Origin of the sequence: Oceanobacillus sp. FSL K6-0118, from assembly GCF_038006665.1 — a bacterium.
GTDB lineage: Bacteria > Bacillota > Bacilli > Bacillales > Amphibacillaceae > Oceanobacillus > Oceanobacillus caeni.
The window spans coordinates 1,341,155-1,361,387 of the sequence record NZ_JBBOVR010000001.1 but is presented as its reverse complement, the minus strand read 5'-3'; the positions used below and the strand labels follow the sequence as shown (position 1 = coordinate 1,361,387).

Sequence of the window (20,233 nt, the reverse complement as noted above, 5' to 3'; positions counted from 1 at the left end):
AATGGGAAGGGATTTTTAGAAAACTTAGGATTTATCAAGTATTTGGGCGAACACCTAAGTCACATTATACACCTAATAATGTTTATAATCAGAGATAATCTGTAATATTATATAATTTCCCATTGATCACACCTTCATCATTTAAAATATCAATTAATACACTAGCTACGTCAACGGGACTGTTTAATTGGTTTTCCGCTTTTAATTTTCGATAACGTTCCACATCTAAAAAAGCACCTTTATCCATCGACCGAATAGTTTCCTGCATTTGTGTATCCATAACTCCTGGATTAAATGCAATTACTTTGTTTCCTGTGTTCAATTCCTCCTGTTCCAGGGCAACGGTTTCTGTATACAGATTAATACCTGCTTTCGTAGAACAATACGTACTCCATCCAAAAATTGGTCGTTTCCCTGCTCCTGATGTAACTTCGACAGCTATAGCTTGTACATGCTCATGCTTATTTGCTTCGTTTAGGAAGGAATTCGTTATTAACATAGGAGCTATCATATTCACATGGATGTGATTAACTAGATCTTCTTTTTTGATATTCATTGCTTGATCCATCGGTTCGACAGCAGCAGCATTATTAATTAGAAAGACTTCCGTTAATTCCGGTATGAAAACGAAATCTTTTAATTGTTCAAAAGTGTCATCTACTTCGTCAGGGTCGCTTAAATTACAACTAAAATGCTTATAAATTTGATTATTCTCTTCCGCTATTTTTGGTAATTTATGATTATTCGTTCTTGATATTCCTATAACGTGAACACCAGATTCTAAAAATAACTTTGCTAGACCTTCTCCTAACCCTCTTGAAACACCAGTAATGATGGCGAATTTCGTCACTATTACTCCCCCTGTTCCTCATTTTATTCTTTTGATTTAACGTTATCCCAATAGTAAACTAATGTTTCCATTCCCTTTTCCAAACTATCCATAGGAAAGCTTTCATTTGGGGAATGTAATCGATCTTCAGGTGTACCAAACCCTAATAATACAATTGGAATTTGATAAATAGCTTCTATCCATTCTACAACTGGAATCGAACCACCCATGCGAATATAGACGGTTTCTTTACCAAAAGCTTTTGTATAACTTTCAGCCGCCTTTTTAATTAAAGGATGTGTTGGTTCTACTTTATATGCCTTAGCTGATAATTTTTCTTTTTTCACTTCTACTACAACACCTTTTGGCGCTACACGATGGACATGTTGTTCCAATAAGTATTGAATGTTTTCTGGATCTTGCCCTGGAACTAATCGACACGTAATTTTTGCAGTAGCTGATGAAGGGATGATTGTCTTGGTCCCTTCTCCCTGATACCCGCCATATATCCCATTTAATTCCAAAGTCGGTCGTCCCATTGTATGCTCTTTTGGAGAATATCCTTTTTCCGAAACTGTTTCCGGAATTCCTGTCGCCTTCACAAAGTCTTCACTCGGCACCTCAGCAATTAGTTTCCTTTCTTCATCCGTCAATGGCTCAACACCATCATAAAAACCATCAATCGTAATGACTTCCTCTTCATTTTTCATTGTGGATAAAATATGACTTAAAGCCATTATAGGGTTTCTTACTGCACCACCGTACATACCTGAATGAAGATCATGATTCGGTCCCGTTACCGTAATTTCAATACCAGTAAACCCTTTTAATCCGTATAAAATGGTTGGTTGATTTTTCGCTACCATTCCAGAATCTGAAATAACGGCAAAATCGGCTTGGAATTGTTCTTTTTTGCTTTGTAAAATTTCATATAAATTCTTACTACCAATTTCTTCTTCCCCTTCAATACAAACTTTCACGTTAATTGGAAGCCTTCCCTCTGTATTCATATATGCCTCAAATACGGCTAGATGCATAAATACTTGTCCCTTATCATCACTTGACCCTCGCGCATACAGTCTTCCATCTCTTATCTCTGGTTTAAAAGGATCACTATCCCATTTGTCAATTGGATCTACCGGTTGCACATCGTAATGTCCGTAAAACAGTACAGTAGGTGCAGTTGAACCAGCTCCATTATATTCTGCATAAACAATCGGATGTCCGTTCGTTTGCTGCTTTTCAACTTTTTCAAATCGTATATCATTCAAATATGTAACAAGGAAATCACAAGCTTTATTTACATCATCTCTATATTTACTGTCTGTACTAATACTAGGAATGGATAAGAACTCATTCAATTTAGATATTAATTCCTCTTGATGTTCTTTCAAATACTTTAACGCCTTTTCACTCATCTTTTTTCCCTCCGCATAAACGTTTTCATTCATTTTAGCATATTTTTAAAAAAATAAAAAAAGAAGCAAGCAACCATCATTAGTTGCTTGCAAGAAGTTTTATTTACCTTTTATTCTGTGGGAATAGGCGTTCAATCATATTACCAAATTGGTCAAAGAATCCTTCCACTGGTTTACCACGGTCAACATCATTCGAATAATTATTTGCTAAATTAAAGAAATCTGGGTTTGTGGAGACGTAAACATTGTCTATATCGTTGTCAACTGAACGAACAATATCTGATATTTCTTTTTTGACATGATCTGATAATTGATCATCAAACATGTCATTATCATTGTTATTAACATTATTGTTGTTAATATTGTTATTGTTGTTGTTACCGTTATTGTTGTTATTGTTGTCTGTATCTAATTCCGCAGCAACATATGCGTTATTATCCGTGGTTAATACATAGACATTATCAATTTCTTTTACTTTCTTAGAAATTTGATTTGCTGCTTCTTTGGATACTTCATAACGAGTATTGTTATTGTTACGAACGCCATCATTTCGGTCCCCAACATTACGAACGCCGTCATTTCGATCTGCGACATTACGGAAACCATCGTTTCGATCTCCTACTCGATTTCCATTGTCATTATTAAATATATCATTATTGGTTAAATATCGATTATCACGGTTTTGGAAACGATCTGCATCGCGTTCTAATGTGTAGTTACGAACGTTGGTCATTCCGTCACCAGTGTTATTCCTGTTTTGATCCATATTACCAGGAGCGGCTCCTTGATCCCCCGCTTGACATCCCACTAAAGCCATTGTTACAACAACTGCGCCAGATAAGAGCTTTTTCTTCAAATTTGTTTCCTCCTTTTGATTATGAATCAGTCATAGTATGATTCCTAAGGAGAACAATATTCGATAAATGTTGATACTATTTCTGGTAATCCAACCATAAACTAAAATACACATGTTACCTTAACAATGGGCATGATAGTAGTAACCCTGAATGTTAAGGAGGGGTAAAATGGTGCCTGATTATGACAAAGCCTTATATTATACGCTTTGGGGACAATGGGATGATTTACTTGTATTGATGGTACGAACAAAAGATGATATGCTTTCCAAAAAGATCCAGCATTTTCTGCATTCTTACCGATATTCCCTTGATCAGCAGAAGGTAATGGAATCCCATGACAACCTTCTTTATTATATAGACCATGCAATGAAACAAACACCTACTATGACGATGGAAGTATAGAAAAGCGGAGCGACTTTCACCTCAAGGGTATAAGTGCGACTAAGCCTCAGGTTTCACCATCGGCAAGTCTTCTTTATCGTGTCATGAGGTGAAGGATCTTGCTACGGCTTTAGCGCTGAAGCTGGAAAATTAAAAGGAAAAGCAATAATTTGCTTTTCCTTTCATGTTTATTCATTATTTCCGTTCTTTCCTTTTTGATTACTCGGATGATTTTCATCCTTCCAATTGGCCTGATCATTATCCTTTTTATTTTGACTTGGATGTTGATCGCTATTCTTTTTTATATTATTACCGTTAGAATTAATCTCGCCATTTTTACCTTTTAATTCACTTGGATGTGGGTCTTCCTTTGAATCTTCATCAGTTGGTATATTTTCTTCCTCATTGGTTTCCGTATGTTCTTCAACTTCAGATTCCTGGGGTGGATTAGGGGTATTAACTTCCTCGTTCGTTTCATCGTTGATGTCATCGTTCATTTCAACATTTTCATCATTTTCCATTTCTTCTTCATGATCTTCCTGTGGTTCCTCTTCATTTACTATCTCTTCTTCATCTGTTTTCTCTTCCGCATTATCTGTAGATTTAAAGAAAGTATCCATGATTTCTACTTCTGAAATATCAAGAAAATCCTCATTTTGAAGAGATTGAATAGATTCCGGTTCTTGGCCAATAATCAATTGTTTAGCCATCAGTTTATTCATTGACGTCTCTTGTTCGTTTGCCAAGTCACGAATATCTTTCGGAACATTAAAAGCAGCAAGATTCCAATCAGGTTTATTTTCCTCAAAATGGTTTTCAATTTCCTTTAAAATCTTTTGTTCATCATCTGTTTTTTCTTCATCCATATAACTTATTCCAACTAATATATTTTTCCCGTTGTTTATTAACCCATTTTCCTCACTTGTATTCATAATCATCTGAATGACTGTTTCCAAATTTTCGTTTAAATAATTCGTTAATTCTCCCATTATTTGTTCTGCATCATCATTCATAGCATGTATTTTTCGTACAGTATAATTTTCATCTACCTCTAATTCTATACTAGGGTTAATATCGACTGTAACATACGCATACGTTTTATCGTTTGGGGAAAAATAAAAGGGAAGAAAAAGACAAACCAGTACGATACATGCAACCGTTAATATTCTAGCTGGTAAATGCCTTTTATTATTTTTGGATAGGAAAAAAAACCTCTTTGGGTAAATTGGTTCAAATACAACCTCATCACCTATTTGTGCATCCTTTACGTAAACTTTCCCTTTTAAAAAAGCCCCATCTTTCGTCATTAAGATAGTATATTTTCGATGTCGTTCGAGTATAATTCCTTTTTTCACAGACCCACACCCTTAAGATAGTCCTTCAAATATATAAAATCTTCACTTAGAACAATAAAAATGGCCAAAATGAATTTTCGGTTACGTTCTAATGTTTTTTTACTTACATCCACCTGCTTGGAAAGCCCTTTAATCGGCAGTTTTTTCTTTTTCCAAACATATTCTCGCAAATCTTTATCCGCATATAAAATACGTGCCGTTCGAACAGCCGATTCTCTTGCATCATTATGTTTTGGAGAAACTTCTGTAAGCTCCATAAGACTTAATTTGTACTCTGAGAGCTTTTTCTTAAATTCTTCAATTTCATCCCTTAACATGGCCGCATTTTCTTTTTCTTGATAATGCTCCTTAGCAATACGGATTTCGGTAGGGTTTTCCAATTGATCATCATCAAAATCCTCATCAATAGAAACTGTTTTAACGCCCTTTTGACTGTAACGAATATAATCAATCACTTTCCGTTTGATGACAATGCTCGCGAAATTCAAAAATGAACTACCTTTTTCAATCGAATAGGAAAAAATCGCATCATTAAAAGCTGTTAATCCTATACTGAATTCATCATCGTGCTGGGGATTGATATATCGTTTACAAACATCCGAAACACATTTTGCTACAAATGGTTGATACGTTTTTAACAGATAATTGTGTACTTCTGTATCTCCATTTTGCGCAGAAATAATCAACTGCTCAAGGGGTTTTTCTTGTACTGTTTTATTAATCATTAAACAGGAGCACCCCCTGATAATATATTTTTCGTAGTATACAGAAACTTTTTGGGTGTGGTTTCATACTATTATTATTTATTTGATTTACTAGAGAAACTAACATTTTCATTCCACCATTTTCTAATTCGTGTCACGACATTTTTCGATCCACTTCGACATACCCTATCGTATCGCAACCAATGTAGAGAAGCTATCTCAAAAACATTACATTTTATTTAAATATCCATGACCATTTATTTCATAATAGTGATATAATAATTGAATCGGTACAAACAATCCAACTTTACCGTGTGATTTATCATCTAAAGTCGCAAAAATAACTCCAATTACCTCTCCATTCCGATTTAAGACAGGACTTCCACTATTTCCGCGATAGACAGGGGCGTTAATCATCACCACGTTTTCTTCCCAATCCTTTAACATGGTAGTGCCAACAATGTGTCCTTCATTAGCGATTCCATTAAATCGTAATGGATTTCCAATAAACTGTATTTCTTCTTCCTGAGCAAAGGAAGTATCTGATAAGGTTAAATATGGTAAGTCTTCTCCTTCAACTTTTAACAAAGCCATATCAATGGAAGGATATGCCGTTACTATTTCTGCTTCAAAAAGACCATTATCTGGAAAGGCCACTACGATTTCATCTTTATTTTCGATGACGTGATGATTCGTTAATATAAGCCCATCACTTGAAATAGCAAACCCAGTCCCCTTACTATTTTCAGATTCTACAACTACTACTGCCTTTTTGTATTGTTGAATATCTTCATCCTTAGACAAAGTTGCTGATGTCTTTAAAAAGTCGATTGCAGGGATGGAAAACGTTTCAGGAATCGTAGAAAACAGACTAAAAGCCATCATAACTGCAATTAGCCAAAACGCCCATTTCGGAAATGGGCGTTTTGGTGACTTGTGCTTTCTCATTTTCTCTCTTTCTAAAGCTTTTCTTCGTTCTTCTTGGACCAGTTCATACAACTCGTCATCATCGATTTCTTCATATAAATCTTCATCCATAATATCTGTTTTATCATTCATTTTTTTATCCATATATCACCTCGAGCAATATACGTTCATTCGTTTAAAAATGGTTCTTCCATATCTATTTTCATTATACCACATGTTATTTTTTAATTCTGTTAGACGTTAATTAATATTATCAAGATAAAATTGTTACGACTTTCTCACAAAATCTGATATTATTTTATTAAAGAAATGGAGTTGATCAAAATGCATCTTGATGAAATGTTAGAATTTAATAGGAAATTCGTTGAAAGCAAAGAATACGAAGCATACACAACGGATACATATCCTAATAAAAAGATGGTTATTTTCACCTGTATGGAATCAAGGCTGATTGAATTATTACAACGCTCCTTGAATATTCAAAATGGTGATGTAAAAATGGTGAAAAATGCTGGTGCCATCATCCGAAAACCTTTTGATAGTATTATGAAGAGTATTTTAGTTGCAATCTATAATTTAAAAGCTGATGAAGTAGTTGTCATTGGCCATCATGATTGTGGGATGTCGCATGTAAATGTTGATGCTTTAACAGATAATATGATAGAACGTGGAATTAAACAAGAGACGATTGACACACTAAAGCACTCAGGAATTGATTTTGATGATGAATTCCATGGATTTAATACAGTTGAAGAATCTGTAGAACAGAGTGTAGAAATAATACGTAACCACCCACTTTTACCTAAAGGAATTAAAGTTCACGGACTTGTAATCGATCCAGGTACCGGGAAAGTGGATGTAGTTACTAGAGAAGACTAATAAGAGAATTAATAAGTAAAAACAAAAAAACTATCGCAAAATGTTTGCGATAGTTTTTTTGTTTTTTACATAAAATGCTTCCCTCCTCCGCATACTATACCAATGAAGCTTCACGACGTGGAGGGCATGCGAATGAGAAAAAATCGGTTTATGAAAAAAGATAATATTTTTCCAATCACCGTTAAAGATCTAGAAGAATTATTAAATAGTAAATTTGAAAACAACCCAGACCTTTCTATTTCTAAATTTGAAAATAAGGGTAAAAAAGCGCTAATTTTCTATATTGATTACCAGGTTCAGGGAAACATGATGGAGGAATATTTATTAACGCCCCTTCTTGAGAAAGATATGAAATGGAATAATTCTACTATTTTAAACGAAATTCCTTTAAGCAATGGAAAAACACTCCAATCACTTGATGAGATACTGACGGATTTATTAATTGGTGGGGTATTTATCTATGTAGAAGGAGAAGATAGTGTTATTGGCTATCTTTTATTAAAAAAAGAAAAACGTTCTTTAGAACAGTCGGAAACGGAATCGGTTGTATTAGGACCTAAAATTGGCTTTACAGAGTCACTGGTTACGAACTTGAATATTGTTCGGTGGACGATAAGATCGAAAGACTTAGTTCTCGAAAGTTTCTTGGTTGGGGAACTAGAACCACGCGAAGTACGACTCATTTACCTGAAGTCTGTGGCTAATGAAACAGATATTAATACGATGAAACAAAGAATAAGTGAGTTGGAAATAGATGTAGTAGATGATAGTTCCGTATTAATGCAATATTTAGAGGATTCAACTTCTACTATTTTTCCGCAGTTCCTGACAACAGAATTGCCAGATCGTTTTAGTTACAGCATTAATCGCGGAAGAATTGGTGTATTAGTTGAAAATAGTCCTACAGCTTTCATTGCACCAACGACATTTTTTAGTTTTTTTGAATCAACCGAAGATCTTTATATGCGTTGGAATATTGGAACTATTTTAAGAGCATTACGATTTATTTCATTTATTCTTTCTACGATTATGACACCATTATACGTAGCGGCAGTAACGTTTCATTATGAAATTATTCCTATACCATTGTTAATAAACTTAGGTCAATCAAGGGCAGGAGTACCGTTTACACCAATAGTTGAAGTTTTGATTTTAGAATTCATAATTGAATTACTCCGAGAATCTGGAGCACGACTCCCAACTAAAATTGGCCAAACCATTGGTATCGTTGGTGGTGTAGTTGTAGGGACAGCAGCTGTTGAAGCAGGAATTACAAGTAATGTTCTGATCATCTTTGTTGCTCTTAGTGCTTTAGCATCGTTTTCAGCACCCAATTATTTGATGGGTACAGCAGCTAGAGCCATACGATTCCCAATGATCATACTTGGTGGAGTTTTGGGGATGGTAGGACTGGCATTCGGACTTTGTTTCTTAGTCATTCACTTATTAAAGATAACGTCACTAGGCAGACCTTATTTATCCCCTGTTTATCCATTGAGATTTCAAGACTTTAATAAAGCACTTTTTCGCTTACCACCACAATTTGAAAATAAGCGATTTAAGTCATACCGTCCAAAAGAATTAATTCGCTATAGTCGAGAAAAAGCTAAACAGAAAAAGGATATTGATGAGTAGGTGGAACGATGGATATAAATATTAAAATTAAAGATAATTTACAAATACAAGCTTTTTATATTTTCTTCGTTGTTGTATCTATTCAAATCGGAGTTGGTTTAATTGGGTTTCCAAGGCTTGTTATCATGGAAACCCTTCAAGACTCATGGATCTCCATTCTTATAGCTTACGCTTATATTGTTTGTGTCCTTATTGCAATGATACTTATTCTCAAACAGTATGATAGTTCCGATATTTTTGGAATCCATGTAGACATTTTCGGAAAATGGGTTGGAAAATTAATAGGAATGGTATTCATCATACACTTTGCTATTAGCATGTTCTCTGTACTAATTACATACATTGAGATTGTTAGGGTCTTTATTTTCCCGAATATTTCCATTTTTGCATTGAGCTTTTTAATCCTTTGTTTAGTCATTTATAGCGTTCTTGGCGGGATCCGGGTTATTGTGGGAGTTTGTACCGTTTTAGGTATTTATTCCAATTGGATTTTCCTTCCACTTATTCAACCTACATTACAAATAGATTTAACCCACCTTCAACCATTATTTGAAACGCCATTACCTAACTTATTAGAAGGAGCAAAACTGAGTGGATATTCATTCCTAGGTTTTGAAATTATATTAGTCCTATATCCATTCATAAAAAACAAAAAAAAGATTACGTTCCCTCTATTTCTAGCTACTAGTTGGACAACCATTATCACCTTATTTATCACGATGGTCGTTATGGGATATTTAAGTTACCGTGAAATAAGTATCGAGCAATGGGTTTTACTTATTTTATATAAGCTTCAAACTTTTTCATTTATTGAAAGGTTTGACTTTATCATTGTAGCCAGCTGGTTGATCATTATTATCCCAAATATGATTATACTTATGTGGGGAATAACGTATGGGATGAAACGAATGTATAAAATACCTCAGAGATATACACTTTATATCGCTTCTCTCATCTCACTTGCAGCTAGCCCATTTTTTTATGAACATTTTTTAATACAAAAAGTTATTAACCTCTCAGCTCAATTGGGATTTTGGCTTGTGTATGTTTATCCATTCATCCTATTGCCTATCGTTCTAATAAAAAAACGACTCTTGGAAAATAGGAAGTGATTATCATGCGAAAAAAAATTCACATTGGTTTAATAGGGTTGTATTTAGTTTTCCTTGTTGGTTGTATTGAAAAAGAGGTAATTGAGGATCTCGCCATTATTACTGCACGTGGAATTGATGTGGCGGAAGATGACAAAATTGAAAAAACGGTTAATTTCATACGATTTGATCCTCAAGCAGACAGCATATATGGCACCGTTTCAGGAGAGGGTAAAACGCTAAAAGGGGCAAGGGAAGTAATTGCAAGACAAGTTAGTTTTAAATTAAGAGAAGGTCAACTTAAAGTGGAAATTTATGGAAAGGAAATTGCTAAAAGAGGGATAAGTACATATATAATGGCTTCCGCACGGGATGCACTCACATCTGATACGATGAAACTTGCGGTTGCAGAAGAAACCGCAAAAGAAATATTTTATGCAGATTCCGAAGAAGCAGCCTCGATTGGAAGGTTTTTAGATGAATTACTTGGAAAAGAAACAAAATCGGGAAATATTCCTTCCTCTTCCCTGCAATTTTCTTCACGAAGATCCGCAACAACGGGTCAGGATGGAGTATTACCTATCATTGGTTTAAAGGGTGAGGTACCCGCCCTAAAAGGATTGGGTGTTTTTCATAATGATCACCTAGCATTGGAAATATCTCTTAAAGAAGGGCTATTATTGAAGATGATAATAGATGGTGTAAAAAATACACCATTAGAAATGACTATACCGTCAAAACCTGTTGAAAAATATCTTGACAAATCTCCTCTAATCCAACACGACCATAGCATGGAGGAAGATGTTCCATTAAATTTCCTTATCATTAAGGGAAAGAGTAAGACAAAAATGAAAAGCATAAAAGATTTAACGTATCAAACGGATATTCATATGACAATAGATTTGTCAGAATTATACGAGGAGCTTAGAATAAACAAAAGAGAGGTTACAAAAGCGCTTGAAAAAGCATTAGAAAAACAGTTTAAAAAGGAATATGAGGAATTACTAAAAAAAACACAAGAAGTTAATGCCGATCCATTCGGATATGGTAAGATATATCGAATAAACAAAAGGGAAAAATTAATAACGGAAAATGAGTGGGATGAGAAATATCCAAGAATATCTGTGGACTTTAATGTAAAAGTAGATATTATGCATACCGGAACAATAGATTAAAATAATACATCCCTTGTTAGGCTTAACAAGGGATGTTTAGTCTAATTATTTTCTTACTTCCTTAATAATTTCAATAACTCGGTCACGTGCTTTTTCACTTTTAAACTCTTTCATCTGATCCATCATGACTGGTGCAACTTTTTTCAACTGGAGTAGTTCTTCCACTAACTTCTCTTCTGTCAATTCCTCTTCCTCTAACACTTGAGCATAGTTTTTATTTTTAAAAGACCTGGCATTCACAATTTGGTCTCCCCTACTAGCTGCTCTAGAGAGAGGAATAAGTAACATGGGAATCCGTAAAGCCAAAAATTCAAAAATAGCATTCGATCCAGCCCTTGATAAGACAAAATCTGTTGCAGCAAATATATCTTTTAATTCTTCATTAATATATTCAAATTGAACATACCCTTTTTCTTTAATCGAATGATCTACCTTCTCTTTTCCACATATATGAATAATTTGAAACGCATGTAAAAGCTTAGATAAACTATTCCTTACCGTTTCATTAATTTTCTGTGAACCGCCACTTCCCCCCATGATGAGAAGCACCGGTTTTTCTTTCGTCAATCCTGCAAATTTTAATCCATTCTCTCGATTTCCTTGGAAAAGTTCCTCGCGAATGACGGCCCCAACATGCTCTGATTTATCTTTTGGTAAATACTGCATCGTCTCCGGGAATGTGGCTAATACTTTTTTTGCAAATGGAATTGATAGTTTATTCGCTAATCCCGGAGTATAGTCAGACTCATGGATAATGGTGGGAACACCACGAAGCTTGGCAGCCGCTACAACTGGCACGGACACGAATCCACCTTTTGAAAAAATAACGGATGGCTTTCGCTTCCCAATAATTCGATAAGCTTGCATCGTTCCTTTGAGCACTTTAAAAGGATCCTTAATATTTTCTTTTGAAATATATCTTCTTAATTTTCCTGTTGAGATTGGGTGATAGGTTACACCTATTAATGACGTAATTAAATCACGTTCAATTCCGTTGTGTGATCCAATATAATCAATTTCCCAGCCCTTTTCCTGATAGTAAGGAATGAGAGCTAAATTTACAATGACATGTCCGGCCGTTCCACCACCAGTAAATAATATTCGTTTCGTATTCATTTATGTACTTCCTTTCTTTCCGTAAATATCTTATGAGTTATCATGATTCCTATGCCTTAAAATTACTTGTAGAAAAGGAATGCTATATTATGTGTGAAACATCTTCTATAAAGAAGACTTCCCATCGGTGGGAGTTTTACTGCCCGTTTAGGTGGGACAAAAGAAAAATTCGAGCTAAATAGCAATCAATTCTATTATAGCGCAAATTACAGTAGCAAGGGAAAATCATCTCGTTGTATGTATTCTTTTTTTTCATCCAAAAAATTGACCACAAATTGTTATACAATTTATAGTCAATTTATATTACGCTTTTGTTCTTAATGCATTGGAAAGAAGATCATTTGTAGTAGAAAAATAAATCCAAACACGTAAATAATCCAATGAACATCCTTTCCTTTACCCCTAACTAATTTCAGGATAGGATAAATAATAAATCCAACTGCTATTCCAGTTGCAATACTAGATGTAAAGGGCATCATTAGGATAACAGCAAATGCTGAAAAAGCTTCTTCAAATTCTTGCCAATTTATTTTTGCTAATCCACCCATCATAAAACTTCCAACGATAATCAATACAGGAGCTGTAATCGCCGGAACACCTGCAATTACTTTGATAATAGGAGTAAAGAAAATAGAAGAGATAAACAATATAGCAACAACTACAGAAGTAAGTCCAGTCCTTCCTCCAGCAGCAACACCAGAAGTAGATTCTACATAAGCTGTAGAAGGACTTGTTCCAAACATGGAACCAACCGTTGTTGCAGTGGCATCTGATAGCAATGCTTCTTTAGCATGCTTCATTTTTCCATTTTTCATATATCCTGCTTGTTCAGCTACACCTACCATCGTTCCAGTTGTATCAAACAGTGTAACTAATAAGAATGCAATAATTACAGTATAAAGACCATTCGCAAAGACACCGGCAATGTCTAAATCAAAGAATACAGGGGATGGCGGGGTTTCGATGACTCCCTCAAAGTGTAATTGCCCGGTAAAAAAGGCAATAATACCCGTAGCCACCATCCCAAAAAATAATGCGCCTTGGACTTTTAATGTATATAAAATTAAAGTAATGAATAATCCAACAATCGCTAAAATAACCATTGGATTTGTCAAATCTCCTAACCCAATCACATTTGCTTCATTTGCACTAATGATTCCCGCATTTTTTAATCCAACAAATGCAATAAATAAACCAATTCCAGACGTAATTCCGTATTTCAATGAATTAGGAATGGCGGAGATAATTGTCTCACGTAATTTAGTAAAAGTTAATATTAAAAAGAGTATTCCGGCTAAAAACACCGCTCCAAAAACAACTTGATAAGATAAACCTTGTGTTACCACAACACTAGTGAAGTATGCGTTTAATCCCATTCCCGGTGCTATCGCTATTGGATAATTGGCAAGTAATCCCATCATTAGTGTTCCAACAACTGCAGAGATAACAGTAGCCATAAATACTTGTTCAAACGGAACACCCGCAGCTGATAAAATAGATGGATTAACAATAATGATATACGCCATTGTTAAAAAAGTTGTAATTCCCGCAGTCACTTCTGTTCGGATATTTGTATTGTTTTGTTTTAGTTTAAAGAAATTTTCCATATCAAGCACCTATCTTTCCGAATAATAAAACCAACATTTTATATAATATTCGTTTTTAACATAAATTGCAATGGAAAAGCCCTTTTTAGTTTGCCAAAAAGAACAAAGGCGTAAGCGCCCGTTTAGCGACGTACGGACTGGACTGAGCCGTAGGAGATAAAGGAAACACGACGAACGAAGTGAGTCGATGTTGACTTATCGCACGGAGGTGAAGGAAGTCTCGCTAGTCGCTGGGCGCTGGAGCCGGACGTGGCTATTCCGCGAATTAGTTATTGAGTTATTTTTATAATTTCCTAAAGAACAGAAAAAAAACCCTCGTATTAACCAATAAGTCAATACGAGGGTTTTCGTACATGATTAACCTTCCAACAATAATGTTTCAGGGTCTTCTAGCATTTCTTTCACACGAACTAAGAAACTTACTGCTTCTTTTCCGTCTACAATTCGGTGATCATAAGATAGAGCAAGATACATCATAGGACGAACTTCAATAGTGTCATCAGGCATTACCATCGCACGTTTTTGAATACTGTGCATACCTAAAATCCCTACTTGTGGTGCATTTAAAATCGGTGTAGACATCATAGAACCAAAGATTCCACCATTTGTAATGGAGAACGTACCACCTTGTAAATCACTTAATCCTAATTTATTATCTCGAGCTTTCTTACCAAGATCAGCAATTTCTCTTTCAATTCCAGCAAATGATAATCGATCTGCATCACGAACAACTGGTACAACTAAGCCATCATTCGTAGAAACAGCAATACCGATATCGTAGAATTTTTTCACTACAAGTTCATTACCTTGAATTTCCGCATTTAATAATGGGAATTCTTTTAACGCTCCTACTACTGCTTTCGTAAAGAATGACATAAATCCAAGTTTTACACCGTGTTTTTCAACGAATTTATCTTTTCTTTCTTTTCTTAGATTCATAATTGCCGTCATATCTACTTCATTAAAAGTAGTTAACATTGCAGATTCTTGCTGTACAGAAACAAGATTCCTAGCGATTGTTTGGCGGCGTCTTGTCATTTTAATACGCTCTACTGGTTTATCAAATTCCTGTTTAGAAACTTGTGCTGGTGCATCTTTCTTCGCCACTGTTTCTTGTTTTGGAGCTGCACTAGCTTGTGCGGTTGCTTCAACGTCTTCTGGACGCACTCGACCTAGTGGATCACGTGCAGTCACCGCACTTAAATCAATATTTAATTCACGTGCACGTTTTCTAGCAGCAGGTGTAGCGATAACGTCTGCTTGATTACCTACTTCCGCTTGGACTTGTGGAGCAGCTTTTACCTCAGTAGCTGGTGCAGCCTTTGTTTCTTCTTTTTGAGGAGCTTCAGCTTTAGCCGGTGCGGCTCCTGCCGTTCCATTTTCGTCTAATTTAGCAATAACATCTCCAACTGCTACATCGTTACCTTCTTCTTGAAGAACCTCTGTAATTACCCCTGAAAAATCTGAGTTTACTTCAACGTTTACTTTATCAGTTTCAAGTTCTACAATAGGGTCTCCCTTTTCTATCTTATCCCCTACTTTTACAAGCCATTCTGCGATAGTACCTTCTGTAATTGATTCTGCGAGTTCTGGAATTTTAATTTCTTGCACTGGATTTTCCTCCTTCAGGGTTAATTGCTTGTTGTATAATTTGATTTTGTTCAAATTTATGCACGTTTGGAAGTCCTACAGCTGGTGCTGATCGATCCGGACGACCAATATAACGTATTTTTTGACCATCCTTTAATAACGGACGTACATAATCATCGACAAAGTCCCATGCTCCCATGTTTCTTGGTTCCTCTTGAACCCAAACAATTTCTTCTAGATTTGGAAGTTCATTAATAATCTCTTCTAATTCTTTCTGAGGGAATGGGTAAATTTGTTCAAGTCGAACGATACGTAACCAGTCGTAGTTTTCACTTGATCCATCCATTGTTTCTTCAATATCTACCATGATCTTACCGGTACCAATTAATAAACGTTTTGCATCTTTGCTTATTGCAAAGTTTGGCTGGTTTCTCAATGATTTAAATTTAACATCTGTAAATTCTGCTGCTTCAGATGCCATTCTTGGATTACGAATCATACTACTCTTAGGTGTCATAACAACTAACGGTCTCGCAACATCTTCCCCACCTAATTTAGCTTGTCGGCGTATTAAATGGAAGAATTGTGCAGATGATGTAGGATAAGCAATAATCCAGTTATTTTCTGCAGCCATTTGCAAAAATCTTTCTAGACGAGCACTAGAGTGTTCTGGTCCCTGACCTTCAAATCCATGCGGAAGTAACATTACTAGATTCGATTTATCTCCCCATTTTGCACGGGCAGAAGAAATAAATTGGTCAAACATTACTTGCGCCACATTGGCAAAGTCTCCAAATTGAGCTTCCCATATAACTAATGTCTCTGGAGAATGAATGCTATATCCATATTCGAATCCTAGTACAGCTACTTCAGAAAGTGGACTATTTCTAATTTCGAATGTTGCTTTAGCATCCTCAATTCCATGTAACGGACAATACTTTTCACCAGTTTCTACATCATAAAGCACCATATGACGATGGGCAAAGGTACCACGTTCGGTATCTTGACCAGTGATACGAATTGGAATTCCATCTTTTAGTATGGAAGCATATGCTAATGCTTCACCCGTTCCCCAATCCGCTTTATTTCCCTCTTCAAGGGCATCTTCACGACGTTTTAATATTCTTTCTGTTTTCTTAAATCCTTTAAAACCTTCAGGCCGTTTTAACAAATCTTTATTAAGTTTCCTCAATGATTCTAGTTCGACGCCAGTTTCAAATTTATTTAAACCGTTTCTTAAAACACTTGGCATTGGGGTCGGTTCTGAATCTACCGAGTCATTTTCAATCATACTATTATATATTTCGCGAAACTCTTGTTCTACTTTATCCGTAATCTGCTTTATGTCACCTTCATTAATATATCCGTTTTTTTCCAATGAGGCAGCATATACATACGTTACGGAAGGACGATTATCTATTTCTTTATAAAGTAAAGGTTGTGTCGTCCTTGGTTCATCCATTTCATTATGACCATAACGACGGTAACCTACTAAATCTATTAAAAAATCCTTTTTAAATTTTTTACGGTATTCATAGGCAATTTTAATTGCGGACATACAAGAAATAGGATCATCTGCATTGACGCGAATAATTGGAATCTCAAAACCTTTAGCCATATCGCTAGCATACCTAGTAGAACGGCCATCTTCTCGATCCGTTGTATAACCTAATAGGTTATTAGCTATAATATGAACAGTACCACCAGTATGATATCCAGGTAATCCGCTTAAGTTTAGTGTTTCCGCTACAACGCCTTCTCCGATAAATGCAGCATCTCCATGAATAAGTACACTAAATGCTTTATCAACATCACGTTTTGGATAGCCTGCTTTACTTCTATCATCTTGTGCAGCTCGAGCCAAACCTTCTACAATTGGATTTACAAACTCTAAGTGTGATGGATTATGAGCTAAAGTTACTCTTGTTGTGTGATCTCCATTTTTAACTATTCTTTGAGCGCCAAAGTGATACTTAACATCACCTGTCCATCCATAATTAATTTTCCTTGAGCTTTCATCAGAAGGTATTAATTCTTTATCTGATGAATGATGAAATTCAGAGAAAATCTTATCGATTGGTTTTCCAAGCACATGTGCAAGAACGGAAAGGCGTCCACGGTGTGCCATACCCATCATAATATCTTCTACATTATCTTGATTACCAAAATTAACTAGTTCATCTAACATTGGTACCATCATTTCTAGACCTTGGATTGAGAATCGTTTCTGCCCTACAAATGTTTTTTGTAGAAATAATTCGAAACCTTCTACATGAGCTAATCGCTCTAGTAATTGAATTCTCTCTTCCTTTGATAATTCTAATCTAGCATTGCCAGATTCGATTAAATCAAATAACCATTTTCTTTCCTCATCGTTGTTTACATGATCATACTCAAATGTAATGGTTCCTGTATAATATTTCTTCAATGTATTGTATACATCTAAACCATTTTCAACTCCAGCTGGGGATTGTTCCCATAGCCAATTAGCTGGCATATTTCTTAAATCTTCTTCTGTAATACCATATGTTTCCGGATCAATCTCATGGGACATTGGGTCTTTATGTTGATATACAGGGTATATATCAGCTTCTAAATGACCATAACGACGAATAGCCTCAACAAGTTTCAATGCTGAGGTTAGCTTTTTCACATCAAAATTCGAAGGAGCATTAGGAGTCGCTATGTTTGTTGAATTTTCTATATTTTGCTGATTTAGCTTCTCAGGTGAACCATATTTTTCAAATATTTCCCTGATTGATGGTTCGACAGCTTCAGGATCTTTTTTAAATAATTCATATTGTTGCTGTACATACCCAATATTTGGGCCATAAAATTGTTCCCAAAATCCTCTAGCAGATTCTTCCAATCCTACTACCACGATGAATACCCCCATAAATACTTTCTCCGTTTTTGTAAACGGTTTATAATTGATTGATACTGCCCTTCACCAATAATATACATTATTTTATGGATGGATACAATAAATCCACACGATATTTGTAAAGAAAATGAATTGTCGTAATTATTGTATATTATACGAAATATAACTAAATATTCAATTTATATTTCATGTTGATTTTTAGTTAACATTGAAACCGTTTTGATTTATACTATATTATAATAGCATCTATATAAAGGAGGAAATATATATGAAGTTAGCTTTAATTTTAGGGGTAGCTCTTACATTTCTAGTTTCTATTTTCCAATCAGGATATGAAGCAAAACCGGGAGTTCCTAAAGATAATCAATAATACGAAAACCGCCATGTATGAAAACATGACGGTTTTTCTTATGTCAAATGCGTAAAATTCTGTTGCCTTAATGCTTCGTAAATAATGATTGCCGCTGTATTGGATAAATTCAAGGAACGTACTTTATCATTCATATGAATTCTTAAGCAGCGATCCTCTTTACCGATAAGCAATTCTTTTGGTATTCCATTTGTTTCCCTACCAAAAACGAAAAATATATCTATATTTTGGTCACTAAAATCATAATCCGTATAATGCTTCGTACCAAAGTTCTCAATATAATAAAATTCACCTTCAGGATATTTATCATAAAGCTCATCAAGTGAATCATATTCACGAATATCTACATTTTGCCAGTAATCAAGACCCGCACGACGAACCATTTTATCATCCGTAGAGAAGCCAAGTGGACGAATCAAATGAAGGGTAGTATCTGTTGCTAAGCATGTTCTTCCAATGTTCCCTGTATTAGCCGGAATTTCTGGTTGATATAATACAACATGTAAACTCACTTTTCTATTCTCCTATCCATTTAAGTACAACATCTATTATAACATTTCTACTCCCCAATACGGAAAAATTTATATTGTATATTCGGCGTATATGCCGTTGAATCTTCATAAGACCAATATCGATGCCTGCTATTATCCGTATGTGCATTTACTAAAGGCATTCCATATGCATCCTTACTTACAACGATTGTATTATGGTCCCATCTGTCATTTCCTTGAAAATCATAGCAAATAATATCACCTAATAAAAGGTCTTCAGGATTTTCTACTTCTCTTCCTTTTAAACCTTCTCTGGAACCACTCAAATACCAACGTAATGAATGTGCAACTGCCCAACTATAACTCCAATTATCTCCACTATACCACCAGCCTCTTTCACGAAAAGGTGCCCCTCGCATTGGTGCCCCACCAGCTCTAAGGCACTGAGAAACAAAATTGGTACAATCCACATCAAACACTCGGTATTCTGGATTATAACTATTCCACCAACGTTCTGCATATTGTACCGCAGCATGTCGATCATAAGAAAATCGCTCACCATTTCGTTCAGTTGTCTTATCTACACTTAAGGTGGGAATATCTTCAGAAACGGTATTGGTAACTATCTGTTTATGATCTACTATTTCGTTATCTATTAGTCTGAATTGATACGGAACAACCAGTTCTTCCAGATGAAAATTCTTTCCCTGTTTTATTAAGAAAGAGACATGAAATAAGTACTTATAAAGGGTTTTATTGTCATACTTCAACTTTTGAAAAACTTCTCCATTACCCTTCGTCTGTACAATTTTGGCATCTCTTTTTTCCCATAAAGCTTTTTTTCGTGCCCACCAATGATTGTTATTTCGTTCATTTTGAAAAAAGTCTAACCACCAATGTTTTACCTTTTCCATAAAAATCCCC

Annotated in this window: 17 protein-coding genes; 5 read left to right on the top strand and 12 right to left on the bottom strand. The window is 35.2% G+C overall.

Annotated elements, in window-relative coordinates:
• Window positions 1-88 precede the first annotated feature (88 nt).
• The 3 genes from MHI02_RS07060 to MHI02_RS07050 all read right to left on the bottom strand — a co-directional run bounded on the left by MHI02_RS07060 (window position 89) and on the right by MHI02_RS07050 (window position 3,103).
• Complete coding sequence (locus tag MHI02_RS07060) at window positions 89-850, bottom strand: (S)-benzoin forming benzil reductase (RefSeq protein ID WP_047185265.1); 762 nt, start codon at window positions 848-850, stop codon at window positions 89-91.
• A 23-nt stretch (window positions 851-873) separates the two neighbouring features.
• Complete coding sequence (locus MHI02_RS07055) at window positions 874-2,247, bottom strand: dipeptidase (protein ID WP_047185264.1); 1,374 nt, start codon at window positions 2,245-2,247, stop codon at window positions 874-876.
• A gap of 103 nt (window positions 2,248-2,350) precedes the next feature.
• Window positions 2,351-3,103: a YhcN/YlaJ family sporulation lipoprotein gene (locus MHI02_RS07050; protein WP_047185263.1), complete on the bottom strand. Its 753-nt coding sequence runs from the start codon at window positions 3,101-3,103 to the stop codon at window positions 2,351-2,353.
• Window positions 3,104-3,272: 169 nt separating this feature from the next.
• Between MHI02_RS07050 and MHI02_RS07045 the strand changes: the two genes are divergently transcribed.
• Window positions 3,273-3,506 carry a YhdB family protein gene (locus MHI02_RS07045; protein WP_047185262.1) on the top strand — a complete coding sequence of 78 codons (234 nt, stop codon included), beginning with the start codon at window positions 3,273-3,275 and terminating at the stop codon, window positions 3,504-3,506.
• A gap of 167 nt (window positions 3,507-3,673) precedes the next feature.
• Here MHI02_RS07045 and MHI02_RS07040 read toward each other — a convergent pair whose 3' ends face one another.
• The 3 genes from MHI02_RS07040 to MHI02_RS07030 form a co-directional block, all read right to left on the bottom strand.
• Window positions 3,674-4,840 carry an anti-sigma factor domain-containing protein gene (locus MHI02_RS07040; RefSeq protein WP_047185261.1) on the bottom strand — a complete coding sequence of 389 codons (1,167 nt, stop codon included), beginning with the start codon at window positions 4,838-4,840 and terminating at the stop codon, window positions 3,674-3,676.
• Complete coding sequence (gene sigI, locus MHI02_RS07035; RefSeq protein ID WP_060667494.1) at window positions 4,837-5,565, bottom strand: RNA polymerase sigma-I factor; 729 nt, start codon at window positions 5,563-5,565, stop codon at window positions 4,837-4,839. The genes MHI02_RS07040 and sigI overlap by 4 nt, the downstream gene beginning before the upstream one ends.
• Before the next feature lie 207 nt (window positions 5,566-5,772).
• Entirely contained in the window at window positions 5,773-6,615 is an 843-nt protein-coding gene (locus MHI02_RS07030; protein WP_341165785.1) for a S1C family serine protease, read from the bottom strand.
• A 180-nt stretch (window positions 6,616-6,795) separates the two neighbouring features.
• Between MHI02_RS07030 and MHI02_RS07025 the strand changes: the two genes are divergently transcribed.
• The 4 genes from MHI02_RS07025 (at window position 6,796) to MHI02_RS07010 (ending at window position 11,251) form a co-directional block, all read left to right on the top strand.
• Entirely contained in the window at window positions 6,796-7,350 is a 555-nt protein-coding gene (locus tag MHI02_RS07025; RefSeq protein WP_047185258.1) for a beta-class carbonic anhydrase, read from the top strand.
• Window positions 7,351-7,482: 132 nt separating this feature from the next.
• Window positions 7,483-8,985: a spore germination protein gene (locus tag MHI02_RS07020; protein WP_084824070.1), complete on the top strand. Its 1,503-nt coding sequence runs from the start codon at window positions 7,483-7,485 to the stop codon at window positions 8,983-8,985.
• An 8-nt stretch (window positions 8,986-8,993) separates the two neighbouring features.
• Complete coding sequence (locus MHI02_RS07015) at window positions 8,994-10,097, top strand: GerAB/ArcD/ProY family transporter (RefSeq protein ID WP_047185256.1); 1,104 nt, start codon at window positions 8,994-8,996, stop codon at window positions 10,095-10,097.
• A 5-nt stretch (window positions 10,098-10,102) separates the two neighbouring features.
• Window positions 10,103-11,251: a Ger(x)C family spore germination protein gene (locus tag MHI02_RS07010; protein ID WP_047185255.1), complete on the top strand. Its 1,149-nt coding sequence runs from the start codon at window positions 10,103-10,105 to the stop codon at window positions 11,249-11,251.
• Window positions 11,252-11,296: 45 nt separating this feature from the next.
• Here MHI02_RS07010 and MHI02_RS07005 read toward each other — a convergent pair whose 3' ends face one another.
• The 6 genes from MHI02_RS07005 to MHI02_RS06980 form a co-directional block, all read right to left on the bottom strand.
• Complete coding sequence (locus MHI02_RS07005) at window positions 11,297-12,367, bottom strand: undecaprenyldiphospho-muramoylpentapeptide beta-N-acetylglucosaminyltransferase (protein ID WP_047185254.1); 1,071 nt, start codon at window positions 12,365-12,367, stop codon at window positions 11,297-11,299.
• A 317-nt stretch (window positions 12,368-12,684) separates the two neighbouring features.
• Entirely contained in the window at window positions 12,685-13,974 is a 1,290-nt protein-coding gene (locus MHI02_RS07000; protein ID WP_060667499.1) for an NCS2 family permease, read from the bottom strand.
• A 357-nt stretch (window positions 13,975-14,331) separates the two neighbouring features.
• Window positions 14,332-15,585, bottom strand: coding sequence for a 2-oxoglutarate dehydrogenase complex dihydrolipoyllysine-residue succinyltransferase (gene odhB, locus MHI02_RS06995; protein WP_060667500.1), 1,254 nt, complete (start codon window positions 15,583-15,585; stop codon window positions 14,332-14,334).
• Entirely contained in the window at window positions 15,572-18,445 is a 2,874-nt protein-coding gene (locus MHI02_RS06990; RefSeq protein WP_240473186.1) for a 2-oxoglutarate dehydrogenase E1 component, read from the bottom strand. The genes odhB and MHI02_RS06990 overlap by 14 nt, the downstream gene beginning before the upstream one ends.
• A 411-nt stretch (window positions 18,446-18,856) precedes the next feature.
• A complete protein-coding gene (gene trmL, locus MHI02_RS06985; protein WP_047185250.1) occupies window positions 18,857-19,330 on the bottom strand; it encodes a tRNA (uridine(34)/cytosine(34)/5-carboxymethylaminomethyluridine(34)-2'-O)-methyltransferase TrmL in 474 nt (157 codons plus the stop codon).
• Between the two features lie 47 nt (window positions 19,331-19,377).
• Entirely contained in the window at window positions 19,378-20,223 is an 846-nt protein-coding gene (locus tag MHI02_RS06980) for an amidase domain-containing protein (protein ID WP_047185249.1), read from the bottom strand.
• Window positions 20,224-20,233: the final 10 nt, after the last annotated feature.

Coding starts and splice junctions, on each gene's coding strand:
- MHI02_RS06980 (WP_047185249.1), bottom strand. CDS start 20,223: ATGGAAAAGGTAAAACATTGGTGGTTAGACTTTTTTCAAAATGAACGA.
- sigI (WP_060667494.1), bottom strand. CDS start 5,565: ATGATTAATAAAACAGTACAAGAAAAACCCCTTGAGCAGTTGATTATT.
- MHI02_RS07025 (WP_047185258.1), top strand. CDS start 6,796: ATGCATCTTGATGAAATGTTAGAATTTAATAGGAAATTCGTTGAAAGC.
- MHI02_RS07015 (WP_047185256.1), top strand. CDS start 8,994: ATGGATATAAATATTAAAATTAAAGATAATTTACAAATACAAGCTTTT.
- MHI02_RS07020 (WP_084824070.1), top strand. CDS start 7,483: ATGAGAAAAAATCGGTTTATGAAAAAAGATAATATTTTTCCAATCACC.
- MHI02_RS07045 (WP_047185262.1), top strand. CDS start 3,273: ATGGTGCCTGATTATGACAAAGCCTTATATTATACGCTTTGGGGACAA.
- MHI02_RS07055 (WP_047185264.1), bottom strand. CDS start 2,247: ATGAGTGAAAAGGCGTTAAAGTATTTGAAAGAACATCAAGAGGAATTA.
- MHI02_RS07010 (WP_047185255.1), top strand. CDS start 10,103: ATGCGAAAAAAAATTCACATTGGTTTAATAGGGTTGTATTTAGTTTTC.
- MHI02_RS07030 (WP_341165785.1), bottom strand. CDS start 6,615: ATGGATAAAAAAATGAATGATAAAACAGATATTATGGATGAAGATTTA.
- MHI02_RS07005 (WP_047185254.1), bottom strand. CDS start 12,367: ATGAATACGAAACGAATATTATTTACTGGTGGTGGAACGGCCGGACAT.
- MHI02_RS07000 (WP_060667499.1), bottom strand. CDS start 13,974: ATGGAAAATTTCTTTAAACTAAAACAAAACAATACAAATATCCGAACA.